General features: G+C 39.0%; 18 protein-coding genes and 1 riboswitch. Of the genes, 16 read left to right on the forward strand and 2 right to left on the reverse strand.

Features of this window, described 5'->3' with window-relative positions; genetic code table 11:
* Positions 1 to 4: 4 nt before the first annotated feature.
* The 7 genes from LMOATCC19117_RS04465 (at position 5) to LMOATCC19117_RS04490 (ending at position 8,159) form a co-directional block, all read left to right on the forward strand.
* Positions 5 to 1,537, forward strand: coding sequence for an alpha-amylase family glycosyl hydrolase (locus LMOATCC19117_RS04465; RefSeq protein ID WP_003734284.1), 1,533 nt, complete (start codon positions 5 to 7; stop codon positions 1,535 to 1,537).
* 1 nt (position 1,538) lies between these two features.
* Positions 1,539 to 2,453, forward strand: coding sequence for an MTP-1 family protein (locus tag LMOATCC19117_RS04470; protein ID WP_003734285.1), 915 nt, complete (start codon positions 1,539 to 1,541; stop codon positions 2,451 to 2,453).
* Between the two features lie 21 nt (positions 2,454 to 2,474).
* Positions 2,475 to 3,542, forward strand: coding sequence for a glycoside hydrolase family 130 protein (locus tag LMOATCC19117_RS04475; RefSeq protein WP_003724794.1), 1,068 nt, complete (start codon positions 2,475 to 2,477; stop codon positions 3,540 to 3,542).
* Positions 3,539 to 5,212, forward strand: coding sequence for a phospho-sugar mutase (locus tag LMOATCC19117_RS04480; protein ID WP_014929040.1), 1,674 nt, complete (start codon positions 3,539 to 3,541; stop codon positions 5,210 to 5,212). The genes LMOATCC19117_RS04475 and LMOATCC19117_RS04480 overlap by 4 nt, the downstream gene beginning before the upstream one ends.
* Positions 5,213 to 5,673: 461 nt before the next feature.
* Positions 5,674 to 7,227 (forward strand): degradosome RNA helicase CshA, encoded by a 1,554-nt coding sequence (gene cshA / locus LMOATCC19117_RS04485; RefSeq protein WP_003740508.1) that lies wholly within the window; start codon positions 5,674 to 5,676, stop codon positions 7,225 to 7,227.
* 119 nt (positions 7,228 to 7,346) lie between these two features.
* Positions 7,347 to 7,523 (forward strand): hypothetical protein, encoded by a 177-nt coding sequence (locus LMOATCC19117_RS14755; protein ID WP_003724799.1) that lies wholly within the window; start codon positions 7,347 to 7,349, stop codon positions 7,521 to 7,523.
* A 94-nt stretch (positions 7,524 to 7,617) separates the two neighbouring features.
* Positions 7,618 to 7,665: riboswitch (PreQ1 riboswitch) on the forward strand.
* 5 nt (positions 7,666 to 7,670) lie between these two features.
* Positions 7,671 to 8,159, forward strand: a complete 489-nt coding sequence (locus LMOATCC19117_RS04490; protein WP_003724800.1) for a QueT transporter family protein — start codon at positions 7,671 to 7,673, stop codon at positions 8,157 to 8,159.
* A gap of 31 nt (positions 8,160 to 8,190) precedes the next feature.
* Here the strand turns inward: LMOATCC19117_RS04490 and LMOATCC19117_RS04495 are convergent, their stop codons facing one another.
* Positions 8,191 to 8,748 carry a TetR/AcrR family transcriptional regulator gene (locus LMOATCC19117_RS04495; RefSeq protein ID WP_003724801.1) on the reverse strand — a complete coding sequence of 186 codons (558 nt, stop codon included), beginning with the start codon at positions 8,746 to 8,748 and terminating at the stop codon, positions 8,191 to 8,193.
* A 101-nt stretch (positions 8,749 to 8,849) separates the two neighbouring features.
* On the opposite strand from LMOATCC19117_RS04495, the gene LMOATCC19117_RS04500 reads away from it, so the two are divergent.
* Positions 8,850 to 9,848, forward strand: a complete 999-nt coding sequence (locus tag LMOATCC19117_RS04500; protein WP_003724802.1) for an amidohydrolase family protein — start codon at positions 8,850 to 8,852, stop codon at positions 9,846 to 9,848.
* A gap of 16 nt (positions 9,849 to 9,864) precedes the next feature.
* The gene (locus LMOATCC19117_RS04505) at positions 9,865 to 10,176 is read left to right on the forward strand and encodes a DUF2316 family protein (protein WP_003734287.1); all 312 of its coding nucleotides are present in this window, start codon (positions 9,865 to 9,867) and stop codon (positions 10,174 to 10,176) included.
* 32 nt (positions 10,177 to 10,208) lie between these two features.
* Here the strand turns inward: LMOATCC19117_RS04505 and LMOATCC19117_RS04510 are convergent, their stop codons facing one another.
* Positions 10,209 to 10,562, reverse strand: coding sequence for a winged helix-turn-helix transcriptional regulator (locus LMOATCC19117_RS04510; RefSeq protein WP_003727117.1), 354 nt, complete (start codon positions 10,560 to 10,562; stop codon positions 10,209 to 10,211).
* A 127-nt stretch (positions 10,563 to 10,689) separates the two neighbouring features.
* Here LMOATCC19117_RS04510 and LMOATCC19117_RS04515 point away from each other — a divergent pair, with 127 nt between their 5' ends.
* The 7 genes from LMOATCC19117_RS04515 (at position 10,690) to LMOATCC19117_RS04545 (ending at position 17,809) form a co-directional block, all read left to right on the forward strand.
* Positions 10,690 to 11,856, forward strand: coding sequence for an MFS transporter (locus LMOATCC19117_RS04515; protein ID WP_003740511.1), 1,167 nt, complete (start codon positions 10,690 to 10,692; stop codon positions 11,854 to 11,856).
* 207 nt (positions 11,857 to 12,063) lie between these two features.
* On the forward strand, positions 12,064 to 14,082 hold the full coding sequence (locus LMOATCC19117_RS04520) for a BglG family transcription antiterminator (protein WP_003724806.1): 2,019 nt from the start codon (positions 12,064 to 12,066) through the stop codon (positions 14,080 to 14,082).
* A gap of 14 nt (positions 14,083 to 14,096) precedes the next feature.
* A complete protein-coding gene (locus LMOATCC19117_RS04525) occupies positions 14,097 to 14,426 on the forward strand; it encodes a PTS lactose/cellobiose transporter subunit IIA (RefSeq protein WP_003721440.1) in 330 nt (109 codons plus the stop codon).
* Positions 14,427 to 14,762 carry a PTS sugar transporter subunit IIB gene (locus LMOATCC19117_RS04530; protein ID WP_003721441.1) on the forward strand — a complete coding sequence of 112 codons (336 nt, stop codon included), beginning with the start codon at positions 14,427 to 14,429 and terminating at the stop codon, positions 14,760 to 14,762. It begins immediately after the preceding gene.
* A 19-nt stretch (positions 14,763 to 14,781) separates the two neighbouring features.
* Positions 14,782 to 16,107 (forward strand): PTS sugar transporter subunit IIC, encoded by a 1,326-nt coding sequence (locus LMOATCC19117_RS04535; protein ID WP_003721442.1) that lies wholly within the window; start codon positions 14,782 to 14,784, stop codon positions 16,105 to 16,107.
* Positions 16,108 to 16,127: 20 nt separating this feature from the next.
* The gene (locus LMOATCC19117_RS04540) at positions 16,128 to 16,856 is read left to right on the forward strand and encodes a glucosamine-6-phosphate deaminase (RefSeq protein ID WP_003734288.1); all 729 of its coding nucleotides are present in this window, start codon (positions 16,128 to 16,130) and stop codon (positions 16,854 to 16,856) included.
* Positions 16,856 to 17,809: an aldo/keto reductase gene (locus tag LMOATCC19117_RS04545; protein ID WP_003727115.1), complete on the forward strand. Its 954-nt coding sequence runs from the start codon at positions 16,856 to 16,858 to the stop codon at positions 17,807 to 17,809. The genes LMOATCC19117_RS04540 and LMOATCC19117_RS04545 overlap by 1 nt, the downstream gene beginning before the upstream one ends.
* Positions 17,810 to 17,820: the final 11 nt, after the last annotated feature.

A 17,820-nucleotide genomic window follows, 5' to 3' on the forward strand; every position in this document is an offset into this window, starting at 1 on the left:
GAACTTGGAATTTTGGCGTCGTAGTGTGTTTTATGAAATTTATATGAAATCATTTCAAGACAGTAATGGCGATGGTTTAGGTGATTTTAAAGGTTTAACGAGCAGATTAGATTATCTAGTGGATTTGGGAATTGATGGTATTTGGTTGACTCCATTTTATCCTTCACCGCAAGTGGATAATGGTTATGATGTGTCTGATTACTGCGATATTAACCCGGATTACGGCGATATGACTGATTTTCGAGTGTTTATGAAAGCGGCAGATGCTCGAGGAATAAAAGTTATTATCGACTTAGTATTAAATCATTCGTCAACAGAGCATGCTTGGTTTAAGGAGTCGCGTAGTAGTAAGACGAATCCTAAACGAGATTATTATATTTGGCGAGAAAAACCAAATAATTGGGAATCGTTTTTTGGTGGTTCTGCTTGGGAAATGGATGAACTTACTGGCGAGTATTACTATCATAGTTTTGCAAAAGAACAGGCTGACTTAAACTGGGCGAATGAAGCTGTTCGCGCAGAAATGGAGCAAGTTTTAGCGTTTTGGTTGAATGAGGGAGTGGCGGGATTCAGGTTAGATGTTATCAATAATTTAACGCTCGTACTTGAATTTCCGGATAATCCAGTCACATCTGGTGAAATGGAGCATGTGTATGACCGTAATCAGAGTGGCTTAGAACAAGCGTTAGAGGATATCGCTTCCTTTTGTCGAAAAGAGCGCGACGTGTTTTTAGTAGGCGAAATTAGCTCGGACCAATTAGCTGAAATTGCTAGATATAGCTCGAAAAAAATGCTAGATGTCACATTTAATTTTAATTTTGGCAGTGTTGATCAGCTAGATGCAAAATCTGTATTTACGACATTGAATGAGATGGAAACGGCATTAAATGAAGGGCAGTGGCCGACGCTTTTCTTTGGAAGTCATGATATGAGCAGGTTCAGAAGTCGCCTCGCATCTGGAGACATAGTAAAGACCCAGTTGCTCGCATTTTTAATGTTAACTGCGAAAGGCGTGCCGTTTATATACTACGGAGAAGAGGTGGGTATGCCTGATTTAACGTTTTCTTCCGTAAAAGAGATGCGCGATATTCAAGGGACAGCCGCGTACTATCAAGCTTTACAAACTGGTTCAGATGAAAAACAAGCACTCGAAATCGCTATTGAAAAAACGCGTGACAAAGCACGTGGGCCGATGATTTTCCCAGATGGAAAGCCATTTACTCTAGGTGAACCATGGATTAAAATGGCGACTTTGCCGGAAAAAGAAGCACGAACGATGTGGCGATTTTATCAAGGATTACTCGCATTTCGTAAAGAAAATGATTTTAAAGAGATGGAATATACTTTTTTGAAGTTGGATGGAGAAGTACTCAGTTATCAGCGAGGTGAATTTATCTTTTTACTTCATTTTGGTGAGGAAGAGGTAACTTATCCGCTTCAGGGGAACTATCAGCTTGTTTTTGGAGAAGCAGTGATGGTAGGAAATGGCATTAGAATGGGCGCGCATACTGGAATTGCGCTTAGAGTGGAGGAATAGAATGAATACAATCGATAATTTGTTGCAAGTTTACCGGGAAAATAGTGCTGCGTTTGGGACACGTATCACGTTAAATGGTGCTGGCGACAAAGATGTATACAATATTACGGCACCATTTCATTGGCTTGGGAAAGAATATATTGCAGGTCGAGTGGAGTCGCGTGATAGCGAGTTTTCGGAAGTACGCTTTTTTGAAAAAATAGAGACGGACAAATATCAATTGGTTGAAAATACGACTGTTTTAGCGCTACAAGATCCATTTGTTACATTTGTTCAGGGTGAGCTGATTATTGGCGGGGTAGAAGTTTTTCCGAAAGAAACGGACCCGACTATGTTAGATTGGCGTACTAATTTATATCGGGCAACCTCGCTTACTGATTTTGAACAAATTCTTGCCGGGCCAATTGGTATGAAAGATTTACGTATCAAAGAATTGGCTGATGGACGTATTTTAGTATTAACAAGACCTCAAGGCGAAAAGGGCGGTCGCGGGAAAATCGGCGCAATCGTCATTGACTCACTGGCAGAATTAACAATAGAGAAAATAGAAGCTGCACCACTTTTGAAACGGAATTTTTCAGGAGAGGAATGGGGTGGCGGAAATGAGCTTCATTTGTTAGAAGATGAGAGAATTGGCGTGCTTGGTCATATTGCTTGTTTTGATGAAGCGGGCAATCGTCATTATTACGCATGTTCTTTTCGATTGAATGAAGATTTTTCGCAAATTGAGCAAGAAAAAATAATTGCCGAACGTGCTAATTTTGCCCCTAGTGAGCCGAAAAGACCTGATTTAGCGGATGTTGTATTTAGCGGTGGGTTAATCAGAAATTCGGACGGTACTGCGACACTTTATGCAGGGATTGGCGATTCTGATGCACAAAAATTAGCAATTCCTGATCCATTTAAAAATAACTAATAGTAGGAGTTTTGAGTAGAAATGAACATTTATCGTTATGAAGAAAACCCATTAATTACACCTTTGGACGTAAAACCAATCCATGAAGGTTTTGAAGTGATTGGCGCTTTTAACGCTGGTGTTGCCGAATATAACGGCGAAGTGCTTTTACTTCTTCGTGTGGCAGAAAAACCAGTCAGTGAGGATCCAGAAGTAGTCCTTGCGCCAGTTTATAATGCGAAAAGTAAAGAATTAGAATTACAACAATTCCGATTAGATGATGAAAATTATGATTTTGAAGATCCGCGAATGATTCGCAGTAAAGCAAAACTAGAAGGATTTTCTTATTTAACTTCTCTTTCATATATTCGAATTGCTCGTAGTAAAGATGGTCATCAGTTTACCTTAGATGAAAAACCGTTTTTATATCCGTTTAATGAGTATCAGACATTTGGGATTGAAGATGCTCGTGTGACGCAAATCGGGGATACATATCACGTGAATTTTAGTGCGGTATCTGAGTTTGGCGTAGCGGATGCATTAGTGACCACAAAAGACTTTGAAAATTTGGAGTATCAAGGAAATATCTTTGCTCCTGAAAATAAAGATGTACTAATTTTCCCAGAAAAAATTAACGGAAAATATTATGCCTTACATCGTCCAAGTTTGAAAAGTATTGGTAATTTAGATATTTGGATTGCTTCTTCTCCAGATTTGCGCAGTTTTGGCGATCATCGTCATTTGCTTGGAATTCGTCCTGGTGAATATGATAGTGGCCGAGTTGGCGGCGGATGTGTGCCGATTAAAACAGAAGAAGGTTGGTTAATTTTATATCACGGAGCAACTGAAGAGAATCGTTACGTGATGGGCGCGGCGCTTCTTGATTTAAACGACCCAACGATTGTACTGAAAAGAACGAAAACGCCTATTTTAGAGCCAGTTGCCGATTATGAGAAAAATGGCTTTTTCGGTGATGTTGTTTTCGCATGTGGGGCCATTCAAGAAGGTGATACGCTGCATATGTATTACGGCGTGGCGGATACTTCTATGGCGGGCTGTGACATGAAAATCAGCGAAATTCTACATCAGTTAGAAGTGGAAAACAAATGACTTGGCAACAACATTTGAACGCTTGGAAAAATGCCGATTTATCAGATGAGTGGCGCCGTGAATTACAACAAGTGGAACAGGAGCAGAAACGATTTGATGGTTATTTAACCTTTGGGACTGGCGGGATGCGCGGTAAAATGGGCGTTGGAACGAAGCGCATCAATCTTTTTACCATTAGACGAGTAGCGAAAGGTTTGGGAGATTATGTTGTCGCGAATGGAGGAGCCGAAATGGGTGTTGCGATTGCGTATGACTCGAGACATCATTCGGGTGCTTTTGCGCAGGAAACGGCAAAGGTCCTGGCGGCGCAGGGAGTCAAAGTTTATTTATCCGATACGATTCGCCCAACACCAGCGCTATCTTTTTGCGTTCGAGAAAAGGGGGCATTTGCGGGCGTTGTGATTACAGCAAGCCACAATCCTTCTATCTATAATGGTTTCAAAGTATATGATAAAAATGGCTGTCAAATCACATTGGGTGTAGCGCAGGAAATTGCTGGCTATTTAGAAAACATAACGGATATCTTTACCATACCAGTGCGCGAATTACCCAATCCACTCGTTATGACGCTAGGAAAAGAAATGGACGATGCTTATTTAAAAGCTTTAACAGCAGTCGTTTCTCGCCCTGATTTGCTTGCTGACTACGGTAATGAACTACAGATTTGCTACACACCGCTTCATGGAGCTGGAAAAGAACTTGTTATGCGTGGGCTTTTGGAAAATGGATTTTCGGAAACGACCATGATTGCTGAGCAAAGTGAGCCTGACGGGGATTTTCCGACAGTGGTTTCGCCTAATCCAGAAGAAGAAAACAGTTTTGAACTAGCCAAAAAGCAGGCGAAAGAAATACAAGCCGATATTATTTTGGCGACAGATCCGGATGCTGATAGGCTGGGGGTAGCTGTTTTAAACAAGCAAGCTACGTATCAAATTTTAACAGGGAATCAGCTAGGCGCATTGCTTTTACAGTATATTTTAGAAGCCAAAACGTCGGTAACTCAGGCGGATACGATGATTAATACAATTGTTACTGGGGACTTAGGTGGAAGAATCGCGCATGACTTTGGAATTAATCATATCCAGACGCTCACGGGTTTCAAATTTATCGGTGAAAAAATAGCCGAAATGGAAGGCACGGAAAAAAACTTTCTTTTTGGATACGAGGAAAGTTACGGTTATTTAATCGCGCCATTTGTTCGGGACAAGGACGCCGTTCAGGCAGCATTACTTACAGCAGAAATGGCCCTTTTCTATAAAAAAGAAGGAACAACACTTCTTCAAAAACTAACAAATTTATATGAAAAGTTCGGCTATCATAAAGAACACTTGCACACGATTACGCTAGATGATAGCGATGGAACAACTAAAATGAATCAAGTGATAGACGATTTGCGCAAAGAGCCAACTTGTATTCCCGGCATAACGGTTTTAGAAGACTTTCTAACGAGTAAGCGAACCAATCTTTCAACGATGGAAATGACAAACATAGAGCTACCAAAAGAAAATGTTTTAAAATTTTACTTAAACGATAACGCCTGGTTTGCAATACGTCCTTCTGGAACGGAACCGAAATGCAAAATCTATTTCCAAACAATCGGTCAAACAGAAGAAATAGCGACAAAAGCTATAGATGAGTTGAAAAAATGCGTTTTAGCCAAATGGGATTAATAAAAAGCTGGAAATTGTTTTCGGACGATTTTCAGCTTTTTTTAAAAGATTTATCTATAAAAATCGCTGAAAAACCCGGATAAGCGTACATTTAAAAAGAATTAAGTTTTTTTATTCGATAATAGCAAGGAAAGATAAGCTTTTGACGTTGAAAAGAAATAGTTAGTGTGTTATGATGATAGATGGAAGTTTATTAGGTTTATATTTAGCCTAGTGATTAATGAGGGCTTTTTTATTTGATGCGTTAGAACTGCTATAATGGCAGAGAAATTTTCTGATGCCGTGAATCATTTTGCTTGGTGCGCCCAGGCTTTTCTATTGCAGAAAAATGAAAATGAAAGATAGCAGTTTTCATAAAAACAACTGCAAATGAACAGACAAACAATCGTAATAAGCGTATTGTGATGAATTATAAAAGTAGCTCTCCTACCAAACTTTAAACAGGTAAAGGAGAAATGACATTGACAAAATTTTCGGAGTTCGGACTGGACGAAAAAATTGTAAAATCAGTAAATCGGATGGGGTTTGAAGAAGCAACACCAATCCAAGAAAAGACAATTCCACTAGGACTAGCAGGTAAAGACTTAATCGGGCAAGCACAAACAGGTACTGGTAAAACAGCCGCTTTTGGTCTTCCAATGATTCACAAAATTGACCAAAAGAGTAACAACGTACAAGCTTTAATTATTGCTCCAACACGTGAACTTGCAATCCAAGTTTCTGAAGAGCTTTATAAACTTAGCTATGACAAACATGTACGTGTGCTAGCGGTTTACGGTGGTAGCGATATCAGCCGTCAAATCCGTTCACTTAAGAAAAACCCACAAATCGTAGTTGGTACGCCAGGACGTATTTTGGATCATATTAACCGTCGCACACTGAAACTAGACCACGTGGAAACACTTGTACTAGATGAAGCAGACGAAATGCTAAACATGGGCTTCATTGATGATATCGAAACTATTCTAAAAGAAGTACCAGCAGAACGTCAAACTTTACTATTTTCTGCAACAATGCCTGATCCAATTCGCCGTATCGGTGAACGTTTCATGCATAGCCCAGAACTTATTCGCATTAAAGCGAAAGAAATGACTGCACTATTAATTGAACAATTCTTCGTAAAAGTGCATGAAAAAGAAAAATTTGACGTATTATCTCGTTTATTAGACGTTCAAGCACCGGAACTAGCTATTGTTTTCGGTCGTACGAAACGTCGTGTAGACGAACTATCTCGCGCGCTTGATATGCGTGGTTACGTGGCTGAAGGTATCCACGGTGACTTGACGCAAGCAAAACGTATGAGTGTACTACGCAAATTTAAAGAAGGAAAAATTGATGTTCTAGTTGCAACAGACGTAGCAGCTCGTGGACTTGATATTTCCGGCGTAACACATGTATATAACTATGATATTCCACAAGATCCAGAAAGCTATGTTCACCGTATCGGTCGTACTGGTCGTGCTGGTAAAGAAGGTATGGCGATTACTTTCGTACAACCTCGTGAAATGGGTTATTTACGTATTGTGGAAGAAACTACGAAAAAACGTATGCAACCACTTCAAGCTCCTACTTGGGACGAAGCATTTGCAGGCCAATTACGCGTAGCAACTGAAAAAATTCAAGAAGCAATCACAGAAGAAAACTTAGCTGACTACAAAACGTTTGCTAACGAACTTCTTGAAAAATACGATGCAACTGACATCGCAGCAGCAATGCTTAAAATGTTAGCGAAAGAGCCAGACAAAACTCCTGTCCATATTACTGAAGAGCGTCCATTACCATCCCGTGGTGGCGGTGGCTACAAAGGTAAAAATGGTAAAGGCGGCAAAGGTGGCGGCTATCGCGGCGGAAGCGGCAAAGGCGGAAGCTACCGCGATCGTAACAACAGCGGCAAAGGTCGTCGTAGCGGCGGCGGAAGCGGTTCTGGCGGTGGTGGCAATCGTGATCGTCGTAGTGGCGGCGGAGAACAACGCAGCGGCGGCAACAAAGGCAACTACTCACAAAAATCTAAATAAGATTATTAGACAAATAGTTACCATATAGATAGACTGTAGATAAAGAAGTTTTTAACTTTATCTACAGTCTATTTTTTTATAAATACTAATGTTAAGGATACGGGAGTGTGGCGCTCGTCATGAAGATAAACAAAATTATCGAATATATTGTAGTAGCAATCATCGTTTTAGGTTGGACTTACTTCATTGTTATTAAAGAAATTCTCCCTAAAAATATAGGATTTATTTCATTAGTAATTTTATCAATAATTCTTTATTTTGTAGGCAAAAGGTTGAATGGGAAACATAGCAGATAAAAAAACGGCTATACTCTAAGTAGCCGTTTTTTATGTGCAATAATTCATTTACATTAACTTCCAAATATGAGAAAATAGCATGTTGGCAAAATTGCCACACGTGGTTCATTCATACCATCCCACGTAAAAAAACTAGGAGGAAAAATAATGAAAATGAAAATTTTGACGGTGAATGCAATTATCGCTGCACTGTATGTAGTGCTCGGTATGATTGTTGCACCAATTGGGTTTATGGCATTACAATTTAGAATACCAGAAATCTTTAACCATCTAATCGTCTTTAATAAAAAATACTTTTGGGGTATTATCGTAGGTGTGTTTATTACGAATTTATTTTTTTCTGGATTAGGGTGGATTGATTTAGTTTTTGGCGTAGCACAATCGGCTATCTCGCTTTTACTAATGATTGGAATTTCTAAATACGTTAAAGGAATTATTCCGCGGATGATTATTAATACGATTCTTTTCTCGCTAACGATGGCAATTATCGCTTGGGAGTTAGTAATTGTTTTTGACTTACCGTTCCTAATTACTTGGGCAACAACAGCCGCAAGTGAATTCATCGTAATGGGTGTCGGGATTCCGCTAATGTATCTATTAAATAAACGGTTGAATTTCCGTAAAATGATTGATTAAATGAGAGAGTCTAAGGGAACTTAGGCTCTTTTTATTTTTGTAAAAAGCGAGCTGCCTCCTGTATCAATTCAACTAATTGACCATTCGTATAGTCTTTATTCGATTGCTGAATTTCTGTCGCTAAACTTAAAATCATCCTAGCAAAATAATTAGGAATAAAGTGACTATCTGAAAAGGAAACTTCTTTTAACAAACTAATTCGAAGTATTTCTCCAGACACTACATCGACAAAAATATTTTCTGCCCGGCTCCAAAAAATCGCTTGAAATAAAAGCGGATTTTTTTGAATAGTTCGGAGGATTAAGCGTTGGATATTTTCTTTTGTTAAAATAATTTGGTCGAATTCCAAAGAGAAGTACTGCATGGTTCGCAAAATCTGGACTTCAATCACTTGAATAATCTCCTCATGATGACGATAAAAAGTGGCTCGTGATACTCGCGCTTGTTCGCATAAATCTTTTATAGATATTGATTCAAATGTTCTACCTTCCACATAAAACCTCTCCAAAACCGTATATAGTTTGGTTTGTGTTTTTTGTGTACGTAAATCAACATTCAACGGTTGATGCACTTTTACGTAGTTATTCATAAAACTCTCCTTTTTATGATACATAATTGTTATTAGTGTATCGAAATGTGGCTATTTTAGCAACTTAAAAAGGGGTATTGTTTACTTAAGGAGGAATGAACATGAAAATTATAACAATAGAAGAACATTTTGAATCCGAAGTCATTACGAATGAAATCAACAAAGTCACTGGAAATTTAGTAAGTGGACAGGTTAGTCCGGAAATGTTTCAATATATGCAAAAGGAACTTCCTTCAGCAGCGGAAATGCAAGATACAGAAAAACGTTTAGCATTTATGGACCAACATGGTATTGATATCCAAGTACTCTCTTATGGAAATAGTTCTCCGCAAAACTTAGATCCAAAAATTTCGGTAGCTCTGTGTAAGCGAGCTAATGATGAACTAGCGAAGGTGATTCAACAAAATCCTACGCGATTTGCCGGTTTTGCTGTCTTACCAGTAGGATCACCAGAAGATGCTGCTATTGAATTAAAAAGAGCCGTAGAAGAACTTGGTTTCAAAGGTGCACTTGTAAAAGGGCAGTTTGAAAACAAATATTTTGATAATCGCTTTTATTATCCGATTTTCGAAATGGCGGAGAAACTAGATGTACCGATTTCGTTCCATCCATCGTTTATCCCAGAAACTATTACAGAACAATATTTTGCCAGTGATGCTTGGTCTGATGTGGTGACAGGGGTATTTTCATCTGCTGGTTTTGGTTGGCATATGGATGTTGGCATTCAAGTCGTGCGGATGATTCTTTCAGGTATATTTGATAAATTACCGAATTTAAAAATCATCACAGGTCATTTAGGTGAAATGGTGCCAATGTTTTTAAACAGAATGGACAATACACTCGGCCACTGGACAACGCTTGAACGGAAAATTTCTGATTACTACCGGACGAATGTGTATGTGACACCAAGCGGCTTATTATACCAAAATGAATGGAAGTTTTTATTAAATGAATTAGATGAAAATCATCTTATTTATGCGCTAGATTATCCTTTTGTAAAACCAGAAAATGCTAGGACTTTCCTAGATACGCTTGATTTAACGGATGAAGTAAAAGCAAAAATCGCTCACGAAAATGCTGAAAAATTATTACATTTATAAAAGGTGGAATTCAAAAATGACTTTATCAAAAGAACAAATCAAAGCAACAAAAAGTGAGTTTGCGGAGAATTTAGCGCTTGCGGATTTAACGATTGCCGAAGTAGCGAAAGAACTAAATACAAGCGAAGTAAAAATAGAACGGATTTTGAATTTAAAACAGCGTTCTTTAAATGATGGTTGGATTTTGCGGAATTACTTACTTAGAAAGGTAGCGGAAGTAGGGAAGACACCAGTTCCGTTTACGGCGCTCAGTGGGGATTATCATGGGTATTGGTTTTTAGATGGAGAAGAAATTGATTCAGGGATATTAAGTATAGGGAATCATTAAAAATAGCCACCCGAGAGGTGGCTATTTTTCTATTAATCTCGTTTCAACAAAACAATATCTTCATTCTTAGTGAGCAAAAGATCCACATGATTCTCGCCCCATAAGCAAAGTTTGTTCAAAATCTCCGACAACGATTCGCCGTATTCACTCAATGAATACTCGACTTTTGGTGGGATTTGTTCATATACTTTGCGGACAATAACCCCGGATTTTTCCAGCTCGCGCAATTGTTGTGTGAGCATTTTTTGTGTGATGTTGGGGATGAGTCGTTTTAATTCGCCAGTTCGTTTTTTGCCTTCGCGTAAATGGCAAAGGATGACTGGTTTCCATTTTCCGCCTATAACTTCTAGTGTAGCTTCGACGCCGATATTATATACTTTAGTCATCGTAATCCTCCTATAGGCACTTTTTAGTATCTATATGACTTTTAAGTACCTTCTTGTTATTCTGTAAGGTATATAAGATACTGTATAACAGAACGAAACAATTTGCAATTTTTTAGGGGGGAACGATGTGGATATGAAAAAAGTAAATCCTAATTTGACACTTTTGGCGCTAGCGATTAGTGCGTTTGGGATTGGTTCAACAGAATTTATTAGTGTGGGACTGCTTCCGCTGATTTCTTCTAGTATGGGTGTGTCGATTAGTACGGCTGGTTTAACTGTATCAATTTATGCGCTTGGTGTGATGGTTGGAGCGCCGGTTTTAACAACTATGACGGCGAAGATGAATCGTAAAAATTTGTTATTATTAGTCATGCTCGTGTTTCTGATAGGGAATCTTGTCTCGGCATTTGCTGTGAGTTTTGGAATGCTCCTTACTGGGCGTGTTGTTGCGGCGTTTGCGCATGGGGTGTTTATGTCGATTGCTTCTGTTATCGCTGCCGATGTGGTTCATCCGAGCAAACGAGCTAGTGCGATTGCGGTGATGTTTACAGGGTTGACGGTGGCGACTGTGACAGGGGTGCCGCTTGGGACGTTTATCGGGCAACTATTTGGTTGGCGGATGTCATTCCTGTTTATTGTTGCGATTGGCGTGATTGCGATTATTGCTAATTTTTTCCTCGTTCCGAAAAACTTATCCAATGGAAAAAGTATTTCATTTAAAGCGATTGGACAATTATTAGTTAATAAAAAAATCGTGATGGTGTTACTCATGACAGCGTTTGGCTATGGTGGTACTTTTGTGGTTTATACGTATTTGTCGCCGATGTTTAGCGGAATGGGCTATTCTACAAGCATGATTGTTATTTTACTTATTGTGTATGGTGTGATGGTTGCGATTGGGAATACGATTGGTGGGCATTTTGCGAATGAGCGCCCGGCTAAGGCACTGTTCGTGATGTTTAGTTTGCAAGGGATTACGTTATTATTACTTCAATTTACATCGACCAACGCGATTTTTGGATTAATGACTATTATGTTGATGGGATTTTTTGCCTTTATGAATGTGTCTGGTTTGCAGTTATATGTCGTGCAATTGGCAGAGCGGTATTTGCCAGAAACGGTGAGCATGGCTTCGGCGCTTAATATTTCAGCTTTTAATGTTGGGATAGCAGTAGGTGCATTTATTGGCGGATTAGTTACGGAATATATTGGTTTGGGTTATACCCCGATTGTTGGATTTTTAATGGTTTTCATCGCAATTATTTTAACTTTCTATATGAAAAAAGATAAATAGTTCAAATAATAGGCCTTTTACAGTGAATGTAGAAGGCTTTTTTTGTGCTTTCAGTAGCTCCGACCTATTCCGGCAAGGTTTTTTTCCAGTTATAGTAAAATGGATAGTTTTTTTGTCCCTACGTATCTGACAAAAATAGCTATATAGCTTATTGTAAGCCCTATCATGAAAATGATAAATTGAATTTAGAAAGAGGAGTGATACCTGATGAAACTAAATCAGCAGTGTATTCAAATTTTAGATTTTCTTATGGAGCAGGAAGATTTTAAAAATATTGGTTATATTTCTAACGCGCTTGGTTGTTCGGAGCGAAGTGTTCGTTATAGTTTGGAAAAAATCGATATTTTTCTCCATGAGCAAACATTACCAGCTCTTATCAGACATACAAGGAAAGGGGTGCTACTTCCGGAAAAGAATATCGTAAATCCGGTTGTGCGTAAATTTAAACAACAAATTACGCCGAAAAAATATCGTTACAGCCAAGAAGAAGTGCAGCAATTTTTACTGCTAAAACTGCTTTTAAGTGAAGAAGTGCTCCCGGTTACTTATTTTGAAGAAGTCCTGTTTATTTCCAGATCCTCTGTGCTAAATCATCTACGTGCTATTGAAGGAGAACTTTTTTTAAATAATTTAGATTTATCGCATCAGCCTAGGCATGGCTTTCTAGTGACTGGAAATTTAATTACGAAAACATCGCTTTTTGCTAGAAGTTTCTTGCGTTTTATTAATATCCGCGAATTTTATCAGTTTTTAGATTCGGAAAATAGCTTATCTAAAAAAGGCGAGTTATTTTTTTATAATCTTTTTGAACTGGAGATTTTGCAGGAGGTGAATCGTGAGGCGCATTCGGTGGAGGAGAATATGACACGTGCGATGGATGAGCAGCTTTACTTAACGCTAATTGCGATTTTACTAAAGCAGCATGAAGCCAAACCGGATTTTCAGTTTACAGCAGATTTTATGATTAAAGATGAGCTTGATCAGGCGTTAGCAACAATTATTGGGTCTTTGAAGCAGTATCAATATGGGCGTGAAGATGAGGCGGTAATTGAAGCATTTGTAACAGGTATTTGCGAAAAAATGGGTGAAATTTATCAAGTGGATTTTGTGCATGGCGATACGGATTTTTTCACGCAAATCAAAGCACACATTAAGTTAATGATTAGGCGTGTTCGCGCCGGAGTTACTATCGAGAATCCGATTTTTAATGAATTTATGCGCGATAATCGAGAAATTTTTATGCGTGTGAAGGAAAGTTTGGATGCACTCAAGCCGTTATTGCCGATTTCTGTCAGCTCTCAAGAAATTTCATTTTTAGCTATTTATTTTGCATCTGAGGTACAACGCAATAAACAAACAGTTGAAATGAAGCCAAATTTGCTGATTATTTGCCCGGAAGGTGTCGCTGTTTCAAAAATGATTGCGATTCAGTTAAAGCGTATGTTTGAGTTTGAATCGATTCAAACAATTGGCCTCAGAAAGTTCAAACGCGCGATGATGGCTGATTTTGATTTTGTGATTAGCACAGTGGATTTACCAGATATGCAAGACGCAAAAGTACTCCGGATTCATAGCTATTTGCAAAAAGAGGATATGGAATTACTGCAAAAGCATTTACGGATGAAACTCATCAAAAGTGATAAACAGATTATTAATAAGTTCAGTAAGATTTTAGCGATTATTGGCGAAAACACGCAAATTACTAATTTAAGTAAATTAGAATTCGATTTATTGGAAGCGCTTATATCGGATGAAGGTGAAACACCAAAAAGGCTTATACCACCGTTTCAATTTACAGAAGAAGCGATTGTTATGGAAGAAACATGCCCAACATGGAGGCAGGCAATTAAGCTTGGAACAAAATGTTTGGAGCATTTAGAAGTCATTGAGCCGAGTTATCATGAAAAAATCATTCATAACTTAAAAGCATACGGGCCGTATATGGTCGTTGCGCCAGGTGTTGTCATTGCACATGCGGGGGCAAGTGACGGTGTTTTGATGGATGGCATTGGAGTGACGATTATTGAGGATGGCATCATGTTTTTCGATAGATACGAGGAGCCGGTTCATGTCATTTTCACCTTAGCTTTAAAAACAAAAGAGGCACACTTGATCGTGGAACAATTAATGAAGTTAGCGCTGGACGAGGAAAAAATGCAAAAAATTAAAATGGCTAGCTCAAAACGTGATATTTATCATTACGTTAAGTCGGCTATCTTTGAATGAGAGAGGGTTTCATAATGGACATAGAAAAAATATCGTTTTCATTAATTTCACTGGCGGGGGATTCGTTTTCTAAATTAATTGAAGCATTACAGGCCGCAAAAGAATCAGATTCAGAATTAGTAGAACAACTTTTAAAAGAAGCAGATGACCTAATGATTGAAGCGCACAAAGTACAAACGGAAATGCTGATTCAAGAAACAAGAGGGGAACAAGCAAATTTTTCCGTTTTACTCGTACATGCGCAAGATACTTTAATGAATACCATCTTAGCATCGACTTTAATTCGAGAAATGATTGAAATGCATCAAGAGATTAAAACATTAAGAAAAGAGGAGGAAAAGTAAATGGAAATCAATCAATTACATGTACTTTTAGTGTGTAACTTAGGCGCATCTACAGGGGTAATGGTTACAAAAATGAAGGAAATCGCCCAAAACAGTGAAAAGCTCACGAATACAGATGTGAAAATTGAGGCGCATCCAGCAGGAGAATTACGCGAGCATATTGAAGACTTTGACGTTATTTTAGTCGGTCCTCAAATCAAACATCAACTTAAACATTTAAGTGAAATTGCGGCGGAATATAATAAACCAATTCAAGTCATCGATACGAAAGATTACGGCACTGTTAATGGCGCAAACATTTTAAAAGACGCAATTATTCTTAAACTGAACAAATAAAAAAGTGGAGGGAAACAACATGTCGAGTAAAAACAAACAATCTTTTATGAACCGTTTTATTGCTTTTATGGAGAAATATTTTGAACCTGTCGCAGCTAGAATTGAAAAACAACGTCATATTTCCTCAATAAAAAATGGGATGATTGCTTTGATCTCGGTTTTAATTATTGGATCATTTTCGCTGATTATTTCAGCAATCGGAAATATGTTTCCAGCAGGTTCTGTTGTGAAAGAATTCTTTGTTCAAAATGCAGCAGCGCTTAACTTACCGTTTCAATTTACGTTTGGATTACTATCGATTTATGCGGCTATAACAATTTCCTATAGCCACGCAAAACAAATGAAAGTACCTGTGTTACATAGTGTGATGGCAGCTGTTATGGTGACGCTCATCCTCAATACGAAAATGGTTGACGGGGTGCTTAATACAGAATTTCTGGATTCAAGAGGGCTATTTATCGCCATTTTTGCAGCGCTGATTTCTGTAGAACTTATCGGTTTATTTATTAGAAAAAATATTACGATTCGAATTAAAGGGTTACCGGCGGGGATTGCGACTACTTTTGAAGCAATTATTCCACTAGTTGTACTGCTATTCAGTGCTGTTGGACTAAGTATTTTAATGCAAAGTGTCACTAGCGGTCAAATCATTCCGGAAGCCTTTACGACGATGCTAGCTCCGGCGATTAATAGTATTGATACGCCTTATGCGGTTTTCCTTATTTGTTTCCTTGAAATGCTATTCTGGTTTATCGGCCTAAATGGTTATGCGATTTTGATTGGTTTTGTGCTTCCATTTATGACACAATATTTAGGAGCGAACGCGGCTGCATATGCGGCAGGAGAACCAATTCCGCACGTATTTGCGCCAAACTTCTGGGATTACTTCATGGGCTTCTCTGGTTCTGGTATTACAGGTGCATTAGTTATCCTTGCGCTATTTAGTAAATCAAGAGAATTAAAAGCGGTCGGAAAAGTGTCGGTTGTTCCAGCGATTTTCACAATTTCTGAACCAGTTGTATTCGGTTTGCCAATCTGTTTTAATCCGTATTTATTTATTCCATTCGTACTTGGGACGCCAATTTTAGCAGTAGGGCAATGGTTTGTGTTCCACTTTGGTTGGGTTCGTCCGCCGATTGCGAATGTTGGCGGTACACCGATTCCACTCGCGCAGTATTTGGCGACGATGGATTGGCGCGCGATTATTTTAATCATCTTCGTTCTCGCAGCAGCCGTTTGTATGTACTATCCGTTCTTCAAAATGTATGAGAAGAGCTTGATTAAAGAAGAAGAAGTTGTATCAGAACGCCAAGCTGCGCACGATGCACTAGACTTGGATTTCTAATAAGAAAGGTTGATTTTAAAATGAAATTAATTATTAATGAAAATGAACAACTCGTGGCGCAAACAGTGAGCCAAAGAATCATTGAATTGGTAAAAGAAAAACCTGCAAGTTTAATTTGTATCGCTGGTGGGGACACGCCTTTACTAACAATAGAAGCGATTATTAAAGCGAATCAAACGGGCGAAGTAGATTTTAGTGAGACGCAATTTGTTGGTTTGGATGAATGGGTTGGCCTTGGACGCGAAACAAAAGGTAGCTGTATCCAAACACTCTATGATGCATTTTTCGACCGTTTGAAAAATGTTTCTAGTGAACAAATTTGCTTTTTCGATGGGAAAGCAACGAGCTTAACGGATGAATGCGCTCGTGTAGACAAGTTTATCGACGACCGTGGCGGAATGGATTTTATTTTGCTGGGGATTGGACTTAATGGGCATATTGGCTTCAACGAGCCATTTGTGCCAGTAGATGTGAACTGTCATGTCGTGGAACTTGATGATGTAACGAAACGCGTCATGAGCAAATATTTTGATACAGATTTGCCACTAACACACGGAATTTCTCTTGGTATGCAACAAATTTTAGCGGCGAAAGAAATATATTTAGTAGCAACTGGCGAGAAAAAAATTGATATCGTGAAACAAGTAGTGGAAAAAGAACCGACAGTAGCGATTCCTGCAACACTCGTAAAAGATTCGAATACAACACTTGTAGTCGATAAAATTGCCGCGAGTGGGGTGGAAGCATAATGGAAAAAATTATCGTTAACGGCAGAAAAAATGGACAAAAAATCGAGATAGCTTGCTCTAATTTAGTGATGGGTGCAGGAGATTTCTTACGTGCAGATAATATGGATTTTGCGGGTCCAGTACTAGATCAATATTTTGAAATGGGTGGAAATATTTTTGATACGGCGCGCCATTATCGCCATAGTGAAAAAGCGATTGGCGCGTGGATGAATATGAGAGGAAATCGTGATAGTGTCATTATCCAAACGAAAGGCGGGCATCCAGTTCGGGAAGCAAGCGACGTGCCGCGGGTTACTCCGGAAGCAATTCACGAAGATATTTCGGTTAGTTTAGATACGCTACAAACAGATCATGTTGAATTATTCGCACTTCATCGCGACAATCCAGATGTAGAAGTGGGTCCTATTATGGAGGCGATGCATAAAGAAGTGGAAGATGGCCGCGTTTATGCTATCGGACTTTCAAACTGGGAGCTCCCGCGTATTATCGAAGCGAATGAATATGCAGTGAGCCATGGATTGACGCCACTAAGCTTTAACAGCCCTAATTTTAGTTTGGCAAAAGTGAATCGACCACGCTGGGAAAATTGTGTTTCGGCGAGTGAAGAGATGATTCGCTGGCATGAGGCGACGAATTTGCCACTATTTTCTTGGTCATCACAAGCAGGCGGATTTTTCTCTGGTAGATTTTCTGAGGAAGACACGCGCGATACGGAAATGGTCGAAGTTTATTATAGTGAGGCAAACTGGGAAAGATACAGTCGTGCCAAGCAACTAGCTAACCAAAAAGGTTGCACTCCAATCCAAATTTCGCTTGCTTATGTATTAACGCAATCATTCCCGACAGCCGCTGTCATCGGTCCGGAAAATGCTACGGAACTTCAATCTTCCGTTGCAGCGGCCGGGATTAAATTAACAGCGTCTGAGGTTGATTGGCTGGATTTAAAGGCATAAGGAAAGGCGGA

Origin of the sequence: Listeria monocytogenes ATCC 19117 (genome assembly GCF_000307025.1) — a bacterium.
In the GTDB taxonomy this organism is placed as follows: Bacteria; Bacillota; Bacilli; order Lactobacillales; family Listeriaceae; genus Listeria; species Listeria monocytogenes_B.